Below are 16,925 nucleotides of genomic sequence, written 5' to 3' on the forward strand. Positions count from 1 at the left end.
AAAGCAGTAATGCAAATGAGATTTCCGGAAGGTTTTCTGTGGGGCGGCGCGATGGCCGCAAACCAGATTGAAGGTGCATGGAATGAAGGCGGAAAAGGTATTTCGACTTCAGACCTGCAACCACAGGGGATACATGGCAATGTCGTTGAACGCGATGGCACCAACGACTGTATCAAGGATGTCGCAATCGATTTTTATCACCGATATCCTGAAGATATTAAGTTGTTTGCCGAAATGGGCTTCAAAGTTTTACGCACCTCAATTGCCTGGGCGCGTATTTATCCGAATGGTGACGATGGCGAGCCAAATGAAGAAGGGCTGGCTTTTTATGATCGTCTGTTTGATGAAATGGCGCATTATGGGATCCAACCGCTGATCACGCTTTCCCACTACGAAATGCCTTACGGGTTGGTCAAACACTACGATGGCTGGGGCAGTCGGGCAGTGATTGAGTTGTTCGAGCGTTATGCGCGTACAGTCTTCACCCGCTATCGGGAAAAAGTGAAATACTGGCTCACTTTTAATGAAATTAATATGGCATTGCATGCGCCATTTACTGGCGTCGGGCTGACAGGAGAACGAAGTCACCAGGAAATTTATCAGGCTATCCATCATCAACTGGTCGCCAGTGCGCGCGCAGTTAAAGCCTGCCATGAGATCATCCCGGATGCCAGAATCGGCAGTATGTTGTTGGGGGCAATACGTTATCCTGTTACCTGCAAACCGGATGATGTACTGAAGTCACAACGTGTTAATCGCGACTGGCTTTTCTTTGGTGATGTACAGGCCCGTGGCGCGTATCCAGCCTGGATTAAGCGATTTTTTCGCGATAATAATATTGAGTTGACCATGACAGCACAGGATTTGCAGGATCTTAAAGAAACGGTCGATTTTATCTCTTTCAGTTATTATATGAGTGGATGCGCTGCCGCGCAGCCGGAATTATATCAGAGCCCTCGTACGAATATTACCCGGATGATCCCTAACCCATATCTTGAGAGTTCCGAATGGGGATGGCAAATCGATCCACAGGGGCTGCGCTTCCTGCTTAATGAATTGCACGATCGTTTTCAGAAGCCATTGTTTATCGTGGAGAATGGGCTAGGGGCAAAAGATATACCCACTGCAGACGGCTCAATTGAGGATGATTACCGCATTCAGTATTTGAAGGCTCACCTTGTGCAGGCCAGAGAGGCGATAGAAGATGGCGTGGAGTTGCTGGGTTATACCAGTTGGGGGCCAATTGACCTGGTCAGCGCCGGGACTGCGCAGATGTCGAAACGTTATGGTTTTATCTATGTCGATCGTGACGATGACGGGAACGGAACACTGGAACGCCGACGGAAGAAGAGTTTCTTTTGGTATCGTGATGTGATCCACACTAATGGCGCAAATCTGGCTGATTAATATCCAGTCGCAGCAAGAGGAACAAACCGTTTTTTATCGCGGTATAGATTTGACAACCCCAACATCATCTATACCGTTTCCTGCGGCTTTTTTGTTCCTTTTTATGTTCTCCTTCCGGGAAGGAGGAATACCTGTGGCCTGCTTAATCATGTCGGAAGTTTTAGCTATCAGTAATAAAAAGTATCTCCTGGGCTGATAAGAGACGTCAAAAACGGGGAGACAGAGCTGGGTTGGAATAATAATGTTCCGAATCGACATACCTGATATTAATCAACAGGGCCTGATTTATCTCTGTTCTGCTTTCTGATTTTCTCGGCGATAAAATTTAGTGATAAGTTTCACAAATTAGTCAGTTGCAGTGGTAATTTTCAACAGAACTTGTTAAAAGTAGTTATCAGCTAAGGACGTAACCAGATAATTTCTGGGCGAGACCTGGATAAAGTAGTGTGTTTCCACACTACTTTATCCAGGTTTTTTTTTGCTTTTTTTCCTGCTGGCCAGCAGAGATGGGCAATACAAAGGGTGGCCTGATTATTACTGTCGTTTGTGAAACGGGATGTCTCATTATGAATAGCAAAGTACTGGCAGAGGATATTCTGCAACGGGTGGGTGGAGAGAGTAATGTTGCAACGCTCGTGCATTGCGCGACGCGCCTGCGTTTCAAAATTGTCGATAACAGCAAAGTGAATCTGGCAGAACTCGAAATGCTGGACGGCGTCATCGCTGTGGTTAATGGGTCTGGTCAGTTACAGGTGGTGATTGGCAACCGCGTTCCGGAAGTTTTTCGCGCGTTTGGCGAGATATCAAGCCTACTGGATGACGGTAAAAAACAACCGGTTCAGCATGAGGAGAAAAATAAAGTCTCAGTACTGGGGCGGTTAATTGACTTAGTTGCAGGGATCTTCACGCCGCTATTAGGTGCGATGGCGGCTGCGGGGGTGCTGAAGGGGGCTCTGGCTATTGTACTTGCCGCAGGATGGCTGGGTAATAAAGAGAGTACTTATATTATTTTGCATGCAGCATCTGACAGTATGTTTTATTTCCTGCCGATGTTGCTGGCAATAACGTCGGCGCGAAAGTTTGAAACCAATATATTTGTAGCCGTTTCTATCGCAGGGGCACTCATCTACCCCAGTGTTCAGGGGTTATTCGATGCAGGTCAGCCGGTGACGTTCTTTGGCCTGCCGGTCGTTATGATGAAATATACCGGTACGGTGATCCCGGTAATCTTCAGCATCTGGCTGATGTCGATAATCGAGCGTTTTTTGAACCGGTATATTCATGAAAGTGTGCGCAATATTCTGACACCGTTCTTCTTGCTGACGTTGATGGTCCCTCTGACACTAATGACTATCGGGCCCATTGGCATTTCAATCAGCCAATTTGTCGCCTCTCTCTTTGTGTCGATTTATAGCTTTAACCCGATTATTGCCAGTGCGCTGATGGCCGCAGCGTGGCAGGTACTGGTGATCTTCGGTGTGCACTGGGGTTTTGTGACAGTCTTTATCAACGATATTTCCGTGATGGGACACAGCTTTCTTAAAGCCGCTTCCAGCCCGTCTGTTTTTGCGCAAGCCGGGGCATTACTTGCAGTCATGCTGCGTACCAGAGACAAAAAACTGAAAGCTCTGGCGGGGAGTACATTTATTGCTTCATTGTTCGGCATTACCGAACCGGGGGTTTACGGTGTGACGTTGAAGCTTAAAAAACCCTTTATCTGCGCGGTGATTGCTGCAGCATTGGGTGGCGCAGTGGTGGGTTATGCCAAAAGCTCGGCTATTTCACTGGGCATGCCGGGGTTGCTGACTCTGCCAATTTTCTATGGTGAAGGTTTTGTTGGCTTCATTATCGGCTGTAGCATCGCCTTTATTGGCAGTCTGGCGCTGACATTAGTGGTAGGGTTCGATGATCCCGTCGCACCGCCAGTCGTTGCAGAAAGTGTGCCAGGTGAAAATCGCGCCATGTCACGCAAAACCCCGGCTGCAAAAGCGGTTTCGGCTGTTGCCGAGCAGATTACTGCCCCGGTTGCAGGCACCCTTGTCCCGCTAGCAGAGGTCGACGATAAGGTTTTTTCAGCAGGGATTGTTGGACCCGGCCTGGCCATTCTTCCGGACGAAGGGCGAATTTATGCCCCGGTGGATGGGGTCATTGCCAGCACTTTCGCCAGCGGTCATGCCATTGGCATTCGTTCAACGGCGGGGGCGGAAATATTAATTCATGTCGGGATTAATACCGTTCAGCTTGATGGGCAATATTTCGATATGCAGGTAAAAGAGGGCGATGAAGTGAAAAAGGGCCAGCTCCTGTTGATATTCGATCTAGATGAGATAAAACAGGCTGGCTATGACATCGTAACGCCGGTTATCATTACCAATAGTGAAACCTGGGATGGGTTACAAATCAGCGACAGGACTCACATACTATCTGGAGATGCAGTGATGTCGCTGTCGCGGTAAATTTGCTGATTGCGGAATAATAGAGATCGATGGCCATGATTATTATCATGGCCTGTTTTAACTATATTAATGCGTAACTGATCTACCCCACAGGACGTAACTGATTTAATTCAGGCGAGACCTGCAACTGACGGATTATTATCCGCCAGTTGCGGGTCTTTTTTGTTTTAAGGGGATTCAATATCGAGGGGAAATAATGAAGGTTAAGAACCAGATCTATAAAAAAACCATAATTACGGTAGCATTATTGACGTGTTACGCAGCCGGCGGGCAGGCGAAGACGCCAAAATTAACTATCGAGCAGCGTATGGAGGTGATGGAAGCGCAGCTGCGCGCAACACAGCAGAAACTACAAATGTACGAAGAAAGAGAGAAAGCGCAGCAGCATGCTGTTGCCGCATCCACAATATCTACTGCGACTCGATCGGTTGCGACGACGCAGACTGCGGCTATAGCGCCAACTGCAGAACCGGAATTGTCTCCCGGGACGTTGAAAAGGATCAGCCAGTACGTACAGGATGACAGCGGCTTTAAATATTCCGGTTATTTCCGTTCCGGTTGGGCGACCACCACCAACGGCGGGCCTAAATCATGGGGCGTGGGGTCGCTGGGGCGTTTTGGTAACGAATATGATGGCTGGTATAACCTGGCGTTAAAAAAACGGGCATGGCGTGACGGGGATAAATCCGTCTGGGCAAACGTGCAATTCGAAGGTGATCTGGGGCTCACGCAGAGCAATGAGTCATTTGAGAAAGGAATGTCGGGCGGTGGAATGGGCAAACTCAGTAAGCTCTACGTGGAGGGGAACGGGCTGCTGCCGTTTGCTCCTGAAGCCTCAGTATGGGTAGGCAAACATACGCTGCCTCAGTATGAAATTCAGCTTCTGGACTGGAAAAGCAACCGGACTTCATCAGGTGCTGGCGTAGGGATAGAAAACTGGAAGCTACCGGTTGGCGCACTCAGCATGGCGCTGACGCGTAATGATGTAGATAACTACAGTACGGTTTGCGCGTCAGGCTCTTCCGCATGCAACGATACGACACAGGTGAACATTAATATTGCAGAAGTTCGTTATAAAAACCTGCCAGTAACCGATCATTCAACTCTGGAACTGGGAGCGAAATATGCATTCGCCAACCAGACGAATGAACAGAAAAAAGCACAGGCGGATAATGACTATTATCAGGTGAAATCCTCCTGGCTCGGGCAGGCGATTTTGCGTACCCCGGTACTGGAAGGGGCAAATGAGTTAACATTGCAGATAGCCAACAACTCTCTGGCTAGCCAGTTTATGAATATCTCCAGCGCCAATCCTGATTTTGATTTTAATAGTTCTTACTATGGTATTCACCGTGGTGGAATCGGGTGGCGACTGGTGGATCAAGGAGAGGTTTATTTAGGAGAGAAAATCATCATGGCACATGCATTGGTATATGGCCGTGGTTACGATCTGTATTCACCCTATACCGGCGCGCATACTGATTTTAAAACTGCACGCGCGGTAATTCGCCCGTCATGGATCTGGAACAAAAACATGCAGACCGCCCTGGAACTAGGCTGGTTTACACAGGAAAATCGCACCAATAACACCTCGTTGAATGAGTCTGGCTATAAGGTGACATTGGCACAGGTATATAAAGTGGATACCAGTATCCTCAACTCCCGCCCCGAGTTACGTCTCTATAGTACTTATCTGAAAGCGCTGGAAAACGAGATTGATCATCAGAGATTTAATGACGATAAAAATTATCAGATAAGTTTTGGTGCGCAGGTCGAGGTGCTTTTCTGACTTGTACAGCAGAGACTGGGAGTTATTCTCCTGGCACTGTCTGCCATTAATAAGCTGCGTTGATGGATAGTGACGCCATCAACGCAGAAAGATAACTATCCCCATTATACATCAGGCAGGGTGGATATTTTTAGTGTTTATAAAATATTGCACCAGAATATCGCTAAGGTAAAATTTATCGCCTTTACGGTATATAGGCTATTATCTCTATTTCCACTAAAGCCTCTTTTGGCAGGCCAGCGACGGCTATGCAGGATCTCGCGGGTGGGTTTTTACCATTAAAAAATTTTTTATAGACCTCATTTAACTGTGGAAAGTGGGACATATCGGTAAGAAAACAGGTAGTTTTAATTACAGTATCCAGCGATGCATGACTTTTTTTAGAATTTCCTCAATATCTTTCAGTGATTGACAGGCTTGATTTTTATACCAGGCCTGGCTTTTCTCGCCATATGCAATGAGGCGACAAGACTTTTTAAAATGTGTCATGAGATCGACCTCCTGGGTTAATAGAGCCCTCACTCCATTGATCAAAAAAAATCCGTGATCTGAAAAACAAAAAGAAATATTGGTATTAAAAAATTACCTACGCCTTCACTCCGGTATTCCATCTCCCTTCGTAGCTTATTTAACATCATGAAATATAATGAATTGTGCAAATTTTGTATGCTAAAAACGATGATATTGCATGTAAATATATGATGTGATGAACGCTTTCCCGCAATCATCCGGATGATCTGATCGCGCAGGGATCACAACATGACGAGTATCCCGATGTTCTGCTTTGTGGATGCATGTGGCACGGGCGGCACATCGTTGTCCGCCGGGGGGGCGTTCATAATGGGTAAAATCAGAAAAACAGCAAAAATGTGAACTGCATAAGGGATATTTTTCTGCTGGATTAAAATGAGAGCTATTTTTTTTTAACGGAGATTAGTTGCGATTTCTCCCGGTCGTTATGCTGCTAAGCAAGCAGGCAGATATGTGTAGCCAACCAGAAAGACAGTGATGCTGTCGGGAGCCAATGATGAAAGATATGAATTGTCATAATGATTCTGTAAATGAGGCTATTACGCTGATCGAAAAAGCCAAACAGGCTCAACGAATATTGAACATGTATCCGCAGGAGAAAATTGACTTTATTGTCGCAGGGATGATTGCGGCGGCGGAAGAAGCATCGGAACGGCTGGCGAAGATGGCCGTCTATGAAACCGGCTTCGGCAATGTAGAAGATAAAGTGGTAAAAAATAGATTCGCTAGCACTACGCTTTATCAATACATCAAAGATCTGAAGACCGTCGGCGTTTTGAAAGAAGACCCGATGACCAGTACCGTTGAAATCGCGACACCAATGGGGGTGCTGGCAGCTCTAATTCCATCCACTAACCCGACATCAACGGCAATTTATAAAACGATTATTGCGATCAAATCGGCTAACGGGATTGTTCTTTCCCCCCATCCCTCTGCCCGAAATAGCATTATTGAAGCTGTAAATGTGGTGTATCAGGCAGCCCTCAAAGCGGGGGCCCCGGAAGGGATTATCGGTTGTATGACCCTTCTTTCCCTGGACGGTACGCAGGCACTGATGCGTCACCAGGATATTGCCATGATCCTTGCCACGGGCGGCGAAGCGATGGTTAAGGCAGCTTATAGTTCGGGAAACCCGGCTATCGGTGTTGGTCCCGGAAACTGCCCGGCATTTATTGATAAATCAGCCGATACAGAAGAGGCCATCAAGAAAATCTTTAAAAGTAAGACATTTGATAATGGCGTGATTTGTGCTTCTGAACAATCTATTGTGATTGAAAAATCTATTGAGGATCAGGTGAAACGTGCTATTGAAATTAATGACGGTTACCTCCTTTCACAACAGGAATCAGAAAAAATCAGCAAAATTCTCCTGCGTGACAATGGCTCGATGAATCCGGAAATTGTCGGTCGTACTGCTGGTTATATTGCGGATATGGCGGGTATCCAGATCCCGGGAGATGTCAGAGTATTAGTTTCACAGCAATTTTCCGTTTCTCATCAAAATCCTTATTCACGGGAAAAACTGGCTCCGGTTCTGGCTTTGTATGTCGAAGAAGATGCCGGGAATGCAATCGACCGTTGCGTTGAGCTACTGGAAAACGAAGGTAGCGGTCATACGGCATCAATTCATGCGCAAAACGCGCAGGTGATCCGCGAGTACGCTGCTCGGGTGCCGGTATCTCGTTGTTTGATTAATACGCCCAGTGCGCTGGGGGCGATCGGCGCGACGACAAAACTGGTGCCCGCGCTGACGCTGGGGTGCGGTGCCATCGGAGGAAGTTCGGTATCGGATAATATCGGCCCGGAGCACTTAATTAATATAAAAAGAGTCGCCTATGATGCAGAAAAATTAATGTTATTATAATTATCCAATTCTACTAAACATCATGGATATTGCTGCCATTTAAAATGGCAATAGCGGCTTTCGCTTAACTTTATGTTGCCTGAAATCAGGGTGGATATTATGCAGAGTACATTTTTCATGCCTCCCATTAATATGATGGGAGCGGGTTGTATCGCCAAAGCGGTTCAACAAATTAGCGATTTTGGTATTCATAAATGTCTTATTGTTACGGACGTTTTTCTGAGTGAATCAGTGATGATGGGGCGGCTTAAAATGCTACTTAATCGACATGATGTCGATACCATCATTTTCCCAGGGGCCTTACCTAATCCGACTACAAGCAACGTCAAAGCGGGGCTTAATGTATTACTGGAGCATCATTGCGACGCGGTTGTCTCTTTTGGTGGTGGTTCACCCCATGATTGTGCAAAAGCGATTGCGTTGCTTGCTACTAATGGCGGTGAAATAGAAGATTATGAAGGTATTAATTGTTCAGAAAGAGAACAACTGCCTCTTTTCGCAATCAATACCACCGCCGGTACGGGATCAGAAATTACCCGATTCTGTATTATTACCGATGAGCAGCGGCATATCAAAATGGCTATTATCGACAAGAATGTTACCCCACTTATGTCGGTTAATGATCCAGAACTGATGCTGGATATGCCAAAATCACTGACTGCCGCTACCGGTATGGATGCCTTAACCCATGCTATAGAAGCTTATATGTCAACATCGGCATTTCCCGTGACCGACGGACTGGCGCTGAAGGCGATTAATCTTATTCAGCAGAATCTGCGTACGACGGTCTTTCAGGGAGATAATTTACCAGCACGTGAAAATATGGCCATTGCGCAATTTATGGCTGGAATGGCGTTTAACTCCGCATCCCTTGGCTATGTGCACGCGATTGCTCACCAGCTTGGGGGCTTTTACAATCTGCCGCATGGCGTATGTAATGCTATTTTGCTGCCACATGTTCAGCGGTTTAATGCCGGGCTTCCCGCGGTCGCGCAGCGTTTAATGGATATCGCTAACGCGATGGGACTTAAACTATCCGTAGATCACGCGCGTAATGTCGACATAACCTTGGCGGCAATTAAACAACTCTCTTCTGATATTGGTATTCCGGGAGGGTTAGCAGAATTAGGTGTTAAAGAGAAGGATTTCGATATCCTCGCCGAGAATACACTTGCGGATTCCTGCAGCTTAACTAACCCCAGAGTAGCAACAAAACAGCAAATTAAAGAAATATTGTCTGCCGCTATGTGAAAATATTCATCGTATCAGGGCCTGCCACTAAATATGGGTTGATATGGGAGAGATGAGATCGCTACGGTCATTATCTCTGGAGTGATGGTTAATAAAAGAGTTTATTATGCCTAAGATAATTATTCTGATCCCGATCGACCAGGACGCGGGATTAACCAGCGTGAGCCTTGGTCTGTTGCGGGCAATTGAGCAACAGCGCATGACCTGTGCTTATTTTCGGCCTGTCGCACAGGAGACCCGGGATGTCATACCTGGCAATATGGCCAGCATGCTGGTTGGCTTAAATAGTAGTGCACATGTTATAGCGTCTTTTTCAGTCGCACATCTGAATCATGCTCTGCGCAGCGAACAACTTAATCTATTTCTGGAAGAGGTTATCTATCGTATTGAAAATCATGCTGAGGCGCAGACGGCTGATATTATCCTTGTTGAAGGCATCTATCCGGCTGACCATTTTCCTGGGGCCTACCAGATAAATGAGGCACTGGCGAAAACATCAGGCGCGGATGTGATTCTGGTTGCGTCTCAGGGCGGAGAAAGAATTATTGATATTAAGACGCGTGTTGAATGGGCGTGTGCCGCGATGCGTGGGTTAAAATCGCAAATTTCCGGGATTATCATCAATAGATATATTGTGCCGGATGATGAGGAGGGGGGGAGCGGGCCTTTACAGGCCACGACGCTTCGTTATCCGGTGAATACCAGACATGATCACGTGATGCAGGTGCTGAGGGACTGTGCGCTGCCCATTATAGGCTGCATTCCGGCATGTAAAGAGCTGACGCTATTGCGGGCTGTTGATGTCGCCCGCGGGCTCGACGCATCAATAATTAATCCCGGCGATATGATGACTCGCCGGATACGTGAGACTGTTTTTTGCGGCCATGCGCTTTCGCATGTCATTGACTATTATCGCCCCGGCACATTGCTGGTCACGGCCGCAGATCGTCTGGATATTATTGCTTCCGTCTCGCTGGCCGCTATGGCAGGGATTGAATTTGGCGCGCTGTTATTGCTGGGCGAAACTCACTTGTCTGTCAATATGGAAAGCTTGTGCCGCAAAGCGATGAAAAGTGGCTTGCCAGTGCTGGGTATTAAAAAAGAGAGCTGGCAGGTGTCGCAAAAACTTGCGGAGATAGGGATGGGACTGCCAGTGGATGATAGCGTCAGGATCAGAAATACCAGCCATTATATCGCCGGTTATATTGACTGCGACTGGCTGGTGCGGTTGAAACATACGCCTGACCGACGCCTGCCGCTGACCCCGTCTCTCTTTCGTTATCGCATAGCAGAAATGGCCCGTCAGACGGTGCAGCGAATTATCCTGCCGGAAGGGGAAGAAATCCGCACGATTCAGGCGGCGACGATTTGCGCTGAAAGGGGGCTGGCGACCTGTATTTTACTCGGTAAACCTGAACGGGTGCGCCGGATTGCCGAGCAGTCGCGATGTAAAATAAGTAAAAGTATTATTATTATCGATCCTGACAGCATCAGGGAAAAATATCTTGACCGTCTGGTGGCGTTACGTGCAGGAAAAGGCATGGATGAGGTAAAAGCCCGGGAAAAGTTAATGGACCCCAACTATCTTGGAACGATGATGCTGGAAAATGGCGATGCCGATGGTCTGGTATCTGGTGCCGGGCATACGACCGCCATGACGCTGACGCCCCCACTGCAGATCATTAAAACTGCGCCTGGGGTGTCGGGCGTCTCTTCAGTCTTTTTTATGTTACTGCCGGATCGTGTCCTGGTATACGGGGATTGTGCGGTTAATCCCTGTCCAGATGCCCAACAGCTTGCTGATATTGCCATACAATCGGCACAAACCGCCCGAATATTCGGTATTGAGCCGAGAGTGGCCATGATCTCCTGGTCCACAGGCGAGTCCGGGCAGGGAAGTAGCGTCGATAAAGTCAGGGAAGCCACGCATATCGCCAGACGGAAAAGCCCCGGGTTGGTGATTGATGGCCCGTTACAATATGACGCGGCGGTGGTACGAAGTGTTGCGATGGCTAAAGCGCCTTGCTCACCGGTGGCTGGCAATGCCACTGTCCTCATCTTTCCCGACTTGAATACCGGGAATACGGCTTATAAAGCAGTGCAGCGCTCGGCAGATGTCGTTGCAATGGGTCCCGTCTTACAGGGAATGCGTAAGCCAGTCAACGATCTTTCTCGCGGGGCGCTGGTGGACGATATCGTTTATACCATTGCGCTGACCGCTATTCAGGCACAACAGGTAGATAAGGTCGCCCGGGAAGCGACCCTGACCGTCAGTGGCGAATGCATTCAATCGTTGTGATTGGCGCTCCGCTATTCTTCAGGTTAATTTATTTGCTGGCGAATAGCGGAAGAATTTCTGGTTTTGTTAATTGATATTGTTTAGGTGTAATGCCATATTCTTGTTTGAAAATTTTAATATAGTGAGAGATGTTTTCAAAACCTAACTCATAGGCAGTATCCGTCACAGACATTTTCTGTAAATACTCAAGGGATTTTCTTAGGCGAAGTTTTTTTATATAGTCTCTGGGCGTCAGTAAAGTGATGGTTTTAAATTTTTGACTGAATAATGACAGCGACATATCGACACTCTCGGCGATTTCAGAAATTGACATCCGATTACCCTCTGAAGAGTTCATAATACGAATCGCTTTATTTATCGGATGTTTCTGGTGATGGTGAATGATTTCATGACATCCTTTTATCTTAATTAATTCATAGATGATCTCCTGGCTGGTCAGCCCGAGCAAAAAATCGATGTTAACATCCTCTTCGATGATGATTTGCTGCGTTCTGCGATGTAGCGAGCAGAGTCGGTCGGTTAACGTCTCCAGCCGGAAGGCCGAATAAGAGATCTCCTGGACCGCGTCAATTCTAAGTATGTCAGATACTTTCTGATATACCTCATCAATGATCTCATCATTAAATTCATAAACCAGGGCTTTGGTATATTCTGTCATTGACATGAATACGGTGGAATGCGGCGGCAGGAGAACAAATTGTTTATGGTTATAAACGAATCGTTCAGAGTTATTAATGCTGACTTCTTTGCTACCCTGGATAATCGTACAGAGCCGTGCTGAATCATAAGAGCGATACTCATCGCTAAAATTCTTTGGCAGGTCATAATAAAGTAAATTGACATTGCTGGTTGGCAATGAAAACTGTGTTTCATCGGTTCGATTGAAGCTTTGAATTCTGAACACGATCCCTGCCTCCTGAAACGATATCAATCAGTATTACTGAAATACCCAGTCTTACTGAAATACCGAAGAAATAAAACATTCCGTTAAAGAGTATAGCAGCGAATGATTAAAAGTAGCTATCATCTTCGGCGATCGTTGGCTACCTTTTTTCGCCGGATGACAGGTATGTCCGGGAATCAGTCATCGTTTTTTACATTGTCGGATAAATCAATAAAGCCGTGCCGGCATAAACTGTGAGAGATTCGATGGGGCACTGGCCCTGCGGACTTCCAGATGTACGGCCGTGTATGGTGACTCAGTGCTTGCTCTATAGCATAAACAAGGAGGGAGGATAATTTTTTGAATGCATGATAAAAACGACTGCTGGAATCAAAACCTGATGCGAACATGATATCCAGAATAGGTTTATCTGTATCACTCAGAAGCGCTCGCGCATAATTGTAATATACTGTTTAATAGTAACTTGATTTGGCTGCGTCAAAAGTAACGTTTCTGAGCGTTACAGTCAGTGGTCGGATTCATCGGAATATACATTTGCGATAGCCTATTCAGAGAGAGGCATGATATGGGGGCTGTCATATCAGAATACCTAAATCATTCCTAATAGATCTTGTTGTCGAGAAAAGAATAATTTTTGTCAATTTCAAAAAGAAAATTGGCAGGGATGCGGTCACCGCATCCCTGCATTAATTCTTAGAAGAAATCAATTCGCGTATTGATACCGACGGTGCGCCCCATATTGATCTGCGCGACGGCGCTGCTGCCGTTCATATAGCCATAGGTGCGGTAACGACGATCGAACAGGTTATCGACATAAACGGAAATATTCATCCGTTCAGTCGCCTGCCAGCCCAGGCTGCTATCCAGGGTGGCGTAAGCGCCTTGCCGCAGCTGGTTGTCGCCATCGAAATAATGCGGCCCGACAAGATTGACCGCCAGTCGGGGCATCAGCGCCCCATAGCGGGTATCGATCATGCCGTTTACGCTGCTTCCTGCGCCATAACGCGGTACGAACGGCACCCGGTTACCGCGATACAGCTCACTGTCATTGGTGAATTCGGAACGGATCGCGTTGCCATTGATATCCCATGACCAGCCCGGTGCGAACCGCCATTTTGCTTCAAGCTCAACGCCGGTGGCGTCGGCTTTCCCCGCATTGCTTAAAGTTTGCATCCCGACCGGACCAGAGTAGAGCTGCATGTCTTTGGTATGGGTATAAAACGTTGCGGCTTGTAGCGTAACATCGGCGGTTTGGTAGCGAGTGCCAAGCTCATAGTTAATAGATTTCTCTGCCATGAACGGTTTGGCATCAAGACCCGCCGTAGGCACAATATTATATCCGGAAGGTTTATATCCCTGGGCTACGCGGGTATACACTCTCCAGTCTTCGGCCAGCATATAGCCTGCGGAGAGTTGCCCGAGCACCCGATCGTCATTGCTCTTACCTTGGTCGCCAAATGGGCTACCGAGCACGCTGCCGTGATATTGCGTGCTGGCCTTATCATGTGAGAAGCGAACGCCGCCACCGATATCAAAACGATCGCTTAAATGCCAGGTCAGGTCACCGTAGGCGGCCAGAGTTTCAGCGCTGGTATAGCCGGTGCTGCTTAAATAAGGCATTGTCGGCATGTCGTAAGCTGAATTTAACTTCTCGCGGGTGTTCTGCCGATACAGGCCAAACACCATATCAAAGGTACGCGCATCGCCCAGGGTTGCGGCGCGCAGCTCCTGCACATCCTGATTCCAGCGCTGAGGCATATTGACGATTAACGAACCGGAAGGGAAGGTGCGCGAATAATCCTGCTGCTGCCAGGCGCTTATCAGGTTGAAAACCCAGTCGTCGGTGATGTATTTCCCACTCAGGGTCTGGCTGTCAGTGCAGCGCCGTATGTACGGGTCTGGAGAACCCTTGCCGAGCGACAGCTTACGGCTCTTAATATCATTCCATGCCACATAGGCATCCTGGGTGGCGCGAGTACATTCGCGCGAGACGGAAAAACCCATCTCCCAGGGCCGATCGTCCGGCGCCAGACGCAGTTTCACATTCCCTATGCTGGCGCGGGTGCCACCTAGATCATCGCTTCCCGTCGCGGGGTTAATCATCTCACCATCATCAACCTGGCGTAACAGAGTGACGCTACCGTACAGCAGGCCATCCTCAATGGGGCCACTCAGGTTGAATTTGCTACGATAACTGTCGCGGCTGCTGACGCCACCTTCAATATAGCCGCGAAGCGTGCTGTCCGGCTGCCGGGTGACGATGTTGATAATCCCGCCCTGAGCGCTTTTGCCGTATAACGTTCCCTGCGGGCCACGCAGCAGCTCCACGCTTTGTACATCGGTTAGCGCCTGGATGGTGTTAGTGGAAAGCTGAGGGACGCCATCGACATACAGGGTGACGGCAGGGTTATAAAAGTCCTGGGCTGAAGAGATGCCACGTAGCGAGATCGTTGAAAAAAGCATGTTGCCGCTATTTTCAATATTGAGCCCGGGCAAGACTCTGGGGAGTTTGTCGCTGGCGGTCACGCCGGCGTCGCTTAACTCCGGCGCGCTGACAACGGTAGAAGAGACATTGTTGGCTGAGGCCGAACGAGAAGATTGTTTACTGGCGGTGACCACCATCGTGCTTTCGTCCGGCTGTGAAGTTTGGGCATGGGCAATGGCAGGAAGCAAAAATCCTCCCAGAACCAGAGGATAAAACTGTGTCATTTTCATTGTTATGAGTCCCTGTAAAACGGCGAAGCGCCAAAATACCGACAATATTGAGTTGAAAATGATAACCATTTCTAATCGAGCTGCTACCCGAAACGGGTTTATTTCAACCTGTTTTGGGTAGGGTTACGCTTATTGGGCAGAATGGTGATAGCGGTCGATGGCGAGAGCCGTCAGGCGCTTTTTGTCTATCTTGCCGACGGCGGTGAGCGGCCAGTGGTTCAGGAACTCGATTTGGTCAGGGATTTTCCACGCGCTGAGCCCCATACTGGTCAACTGTTGACGTAGCTGCTGATAGTCAGATGGTGTTTGTTGCGCGATGATAAATGCGCAAATCCGCTCGCCAAGTAGCGTGTCCGGCGCGGCGACCACGGCGCAATCCTTCACCTCTTCTAAACGCATCAATGCCGATTCGACTTCCGCCGCGGCGATTTTTTCTCCGGCACGATTGATCTGCTCTTTTAGGCGCCCCTCAACGCACAGGTTTCCCGCCTCATCCAGCCTGAGATTGTCACCAGTGCGGTAAAACCCCTGCGCATTAAAGGCGTGCGCGTTGTGAGCAGGAGCGCGGTAATAGCCCGAAATGGTGTAAGGGCCGCGTGTTAACAACTGCCCGATCTCGCCCGGCGCGACGTCGTTCTCGTTTTCATCAACGATTCGGATTTGATCCTCGGGAGACAACGGACGTCCCTGGCTGTGGAGAACGGTGGTTCGCGGATCGTCCAGCCGGGTAAAACAGAGCAGCCCTTCCGCCATACCGAAGACCTGTTGCAAGGTGCAGTCAAAGGTGGCGATAACCTGCTCAGCAAGCGTCGGGTCGAGCCGGGCGCCGCCCACCTGAATGACGCGCAGAGAGGAGAGATCGCTCTCTTCCCACTCCCTGGCCTGCACCCATAATTGCGCCAGTGCCGGAACCAGGGCGACGTGAGTCACTCCTTCCTGCGCGATTAAAGGCATTACCTCATCACAGCTGGCGCTGTCGGTCAGCACCACTTTTCCGCCGCAGGCAAGCGTACCCAGAATGCCGGGACAGGCCAGCGGAAAGTTATGCGCCACCGGGAGGACGGCGAGATATACGCTCTGTTGACTGATGCTGCACAGTTCAGCAGACGCGCTGAAGTTATAGCTATAGTCAGCATGTCGGCGCGGGATGAGTTTGGGCGTGCCGGTTGTGCCGCCTGAAAGCAGCAGCAACGCGGTGTCGGAAACATCAGGCTGCGGCCACGCCTGTCGCTCACCGTGAAGGGAGAAGAGTGGCGTAAAATCGTCTCCTGCGCGCTCCTCTACAACCAGAATATGACGTAAGCAGGCGTGTTTGTGCGCCATCTGTCGGGCCAGCTCTGCGTGGTTTTCCCCGTGAATAACGTAAGCGACGGGTTGAGCCAGCTCAATCAGCGCGTCGATATCCAGCGCCCGTTGGGAGGGCATCGCCAGCACGGGGATAACGCCCAGTCTTAACAAGGCGAACAGCAGGGTAACAAACGCGTTGCCGTTAGGAAGCTGCACAATCACATGCTCCCCCGAACGCAAACCCAGTGATGACAGACCTGCGGCAAGTCCGTCGACCCGTGCATCAAGCGCGCTGTAGGTAAGTGAACCCTGTGCATCAACGACGGCAATTCGCGAGGCATAGCGGACCGCCCAGTGGCGCAACTGCTCGGCAATGGGGAAGGGATACGGTTTAATCAGAGATTCAAAAGAAGAATGCATAC

General features: G+C 48.7%; 11 protein-coding genes and 1 pseudogene. 6 read left to right on the forward strand and 6 right to left on the reverse strand.

The genetic code is table 11. The features are described 5' to 3' along the window. The first annotated feature begins 9 nt into the window (after window positions 1-9). The 3 genes from Electrica_RS08685 to Electrica_RS08695 all read left to right on the forward strand — a co-directional run bounded on the left by Electrica_RS08685 (window position 10) and on the right by Electrica_RS08695 (window position 5,652). On the forward strand, window positions 10-1,407 hold the full coding sequence (locus tag Electrica_RS08685; protein WP_141964289.1) for a glycoside hydrolase family 1 protein: 1,398 nt from the start codon (window positions 10-12) through the stop codon (window positions 1,405-1,407). 566 nt (window positions 1,408-1,973) lie between these two features. Further along, window positions 1,974-3,863 (forward strand): beta-glucoside-specific PTS transporter subunit IIABC, encoded by a 1,890-nt coding sequence (locus Electrica_RS08690; protein WP_141964290.1) that lies wholly within the window; start codon window positions 1,974-1,976, stop codon window positions 3,861-3,863. A 196-nt stretch (window positions 3,864-4,059) separates the two neighbouring features. After that, a complete protein-coding gene (locus Electrica_RS08695) occupies window positions 4,060-5,652 on the forward strand; it encodes a carbohydrate porin (RefSeq protein ID WP_141964291.1) in 1,593 nt (530 codons plus the stop codon). Window positions 5,653-5,836: 184 nt separating this feature from the next. On the opposite strand, the gene Electrica_RS28645 is transcribed toward Electrica_RS08695, so the two are convergent. Both Electrica_RS28645 and Electrica_RS28650 read right to left on the reverse strand, forming a co-directional pair. Then, on the reverse strand, window positions 5,837-5,977 hold the full coding sequence (locus Electrica_RS28645; RefSeq protein WP_255411158.1) for a RidA family protein: 141 nt from the start codon (window positions 5,975-5,977) through the stop codon (window positions 5,837-5,839). Window positions 5,978-6,003: 26 nt separating this feature from the next. Next, the gene (locus Electrica_RS28650; RefSeq protein ID WP_208764239.1) at window positions 6,004-6,141 is read right to left on the reverse strand and encodes a hypothetical protein; all 138 of its coding nucleotides are present in this window, start codon (window positions 6,139-6,141) and stop codon (window positions 6,004-6,006) included. A 535-nt stretch (window positions 6,142-6,676) separates the two neighbouring features. On the opposite strand from Electrica_RS28650, the gene Electrica_RS08705 reads away from it, so the two are divergent. From Electrica_RS08705 to pta, 3 genes are all read left to right on the forward strand, one after another. Then, complete coding sequence (locus Electrica_RS08705) at window positions 6,677-8,047, forward strand: acetaldehyde dehydrogenase (acetylating) (protein WP_208764240.1); 1,371 nt, start codon at window positions 6,677-6,679, stop codon at window positions 8,045-8,047. 96 nt (window positions 8,048-8,143) lie between these two features. Next, window positions 8,144-9,298, forward strand: a complete 1,155-nt coding sequence (locus Electrica_RS08710) for an iron-containing alcohol dehydrogenase (protein ID WP_208764246.1) — start codon at window positions 8,144-8,146, stop codon at window positions 9,296-9,298. Window positions 9,299-9,404: 106 nt separating this feature from the next. Beyond that, window positions 9,405-11,597: a phosphate acetyltransferase gene (pta, locus tag Electrica_RS08715; protein WP_141964293.1), complete on the forward strand. Its 2,193-nt coding sequence runs from the start codon at window positions 9,405-9,407 to the stop codon at window positions 11,595-11,597. Between the two features lie 28 nt (window positions 11,598-11,625). On the opposite strand, the gene Electrica_RS08720 is transcribed toward pta, so the two are convergent. From Electrica_RS08720 to ybtE, 4 genes and pseudogenes are all read right to left on the reverse strand, one after another. Beyond that, entirely contained in the window at window positions 11,626-12,501 is an 876-nt protein-coding gene (locus Electrica_RS08720) for a helix-turn-helix transcriptional regulator (protein WP_100684138.1), read from the reverse strand. A 176-nt stretch (window positions 12,502-12,677) separates the two neighbouring features. Beyond that, window positions 12,678-12,941: pseudogene (locus tag Electrica_RS08725) on the reverse strand (hypothetical protein); the annotation flags it as partial. Between the two features lie 253 nt (window positions 12,942-13,194). Further along, on the reverse strand, window positions 13,195-15,216 hold the full coding sequence (locus Electrica_RS08730) for a TonB-dependent receptor (protein ID WP_141964294.1): 2,022 nt from the start codon (window positions 15,214-15,216) through the stop codon (window positions 13,195-13,197). Window positions 15,217-15,345: 129 nt separating this feature from the next. Continuing rightward, on the reverse strand, window positions 15,346-16,923 hold the full coding sequence (ybtE, locus tag Electrica_RS08735) for a yersiniabactin biosynthesis salycil-AMP ligase YbtE (RefSeq protein WP_141964295.1): 1,578 nt from the start codon (window positions 16,921-16,923) through the stop codon (window positions 15,346-15,348). Window positions 16,924-16,925 lie beyond the last annotated feature (2 nt).

Origin of the sequence: Klebsiella electrica (assembly GCF_006711645.1) — a bacterium.
Classification (GTDB): Bacteria; Pseudomonadota; Gammaproteobacteria; order Enterobacterales; family Enterobacteriaceae; genus Klebsiella; species Klebsiella electrica.

Excerpts from the sequence above, each read along its gene's own strand:
- Electrica_RS08685 (WP_141964289.1), top strand. The coding sequence starts at position 10 with ATGCAAATGAGATTTCCGGAAGGTTTTCTGTGGGGCGGCGCGATGGCC.
- Electrica_RS08690 (WP_141964290.1), top strand. The coding sequence starts at position 1,974 with ATGAATAGCAAAGTACTGGCAGAGGATATTCTGCAACGGGTGGGTGGA.
- Electrica_RS08695 (WP_141964291.1), top strand. The coding sequence starts at position 4,060 with ATGAAGGTTAAGAACCAGATCTATAAAAAAACCATAATTACGGTAGCA.
- Electrica_RS28645 (WP_255411158.1), bottom strand. The coding sequence starts at position 5,977 with ATGTCCCACTTTCCACAGTTAAATGAGGTCTATAAAAAATTTTTTAAT.
- Electrica_RS28650 (WP_208764239.1), bottom strand. The coding sequence starts at position 6,141 with ATGACACATTTTAAAAAGTCTTGTCGCCTCATTGCATATGGCGAGAAA.
- Electrica_RS08705 (WP_208764240.1), top strand. The coding sequence starts at position 6,677 with ATGATGAAAGATATGAATTGTCATAATGATTCTGTAAATGAGGCTATT.
- pta (WP_141964293.1), top strand. The coding sequence starts at position 9,405 with ATGCCTAAGATAATTATTCTGATCCCGATCGACCAGGACGCGGGATTA.
- Electrica_RS08730 (WP_141964294.1), bottom strand. The coding sequence starts at position 15,216 with ATGAAAATGACACAGTTTTATCCTCTGGTTCTGGGAGGATTTTTGCTT.
- ybtE (WP_141964295.1), bottom strand. The coding sequence starts at position 16,923 with ATGCATTCTTCTTTTGAATCTCTGATTAAACCGTATCCCTTCCCCATT.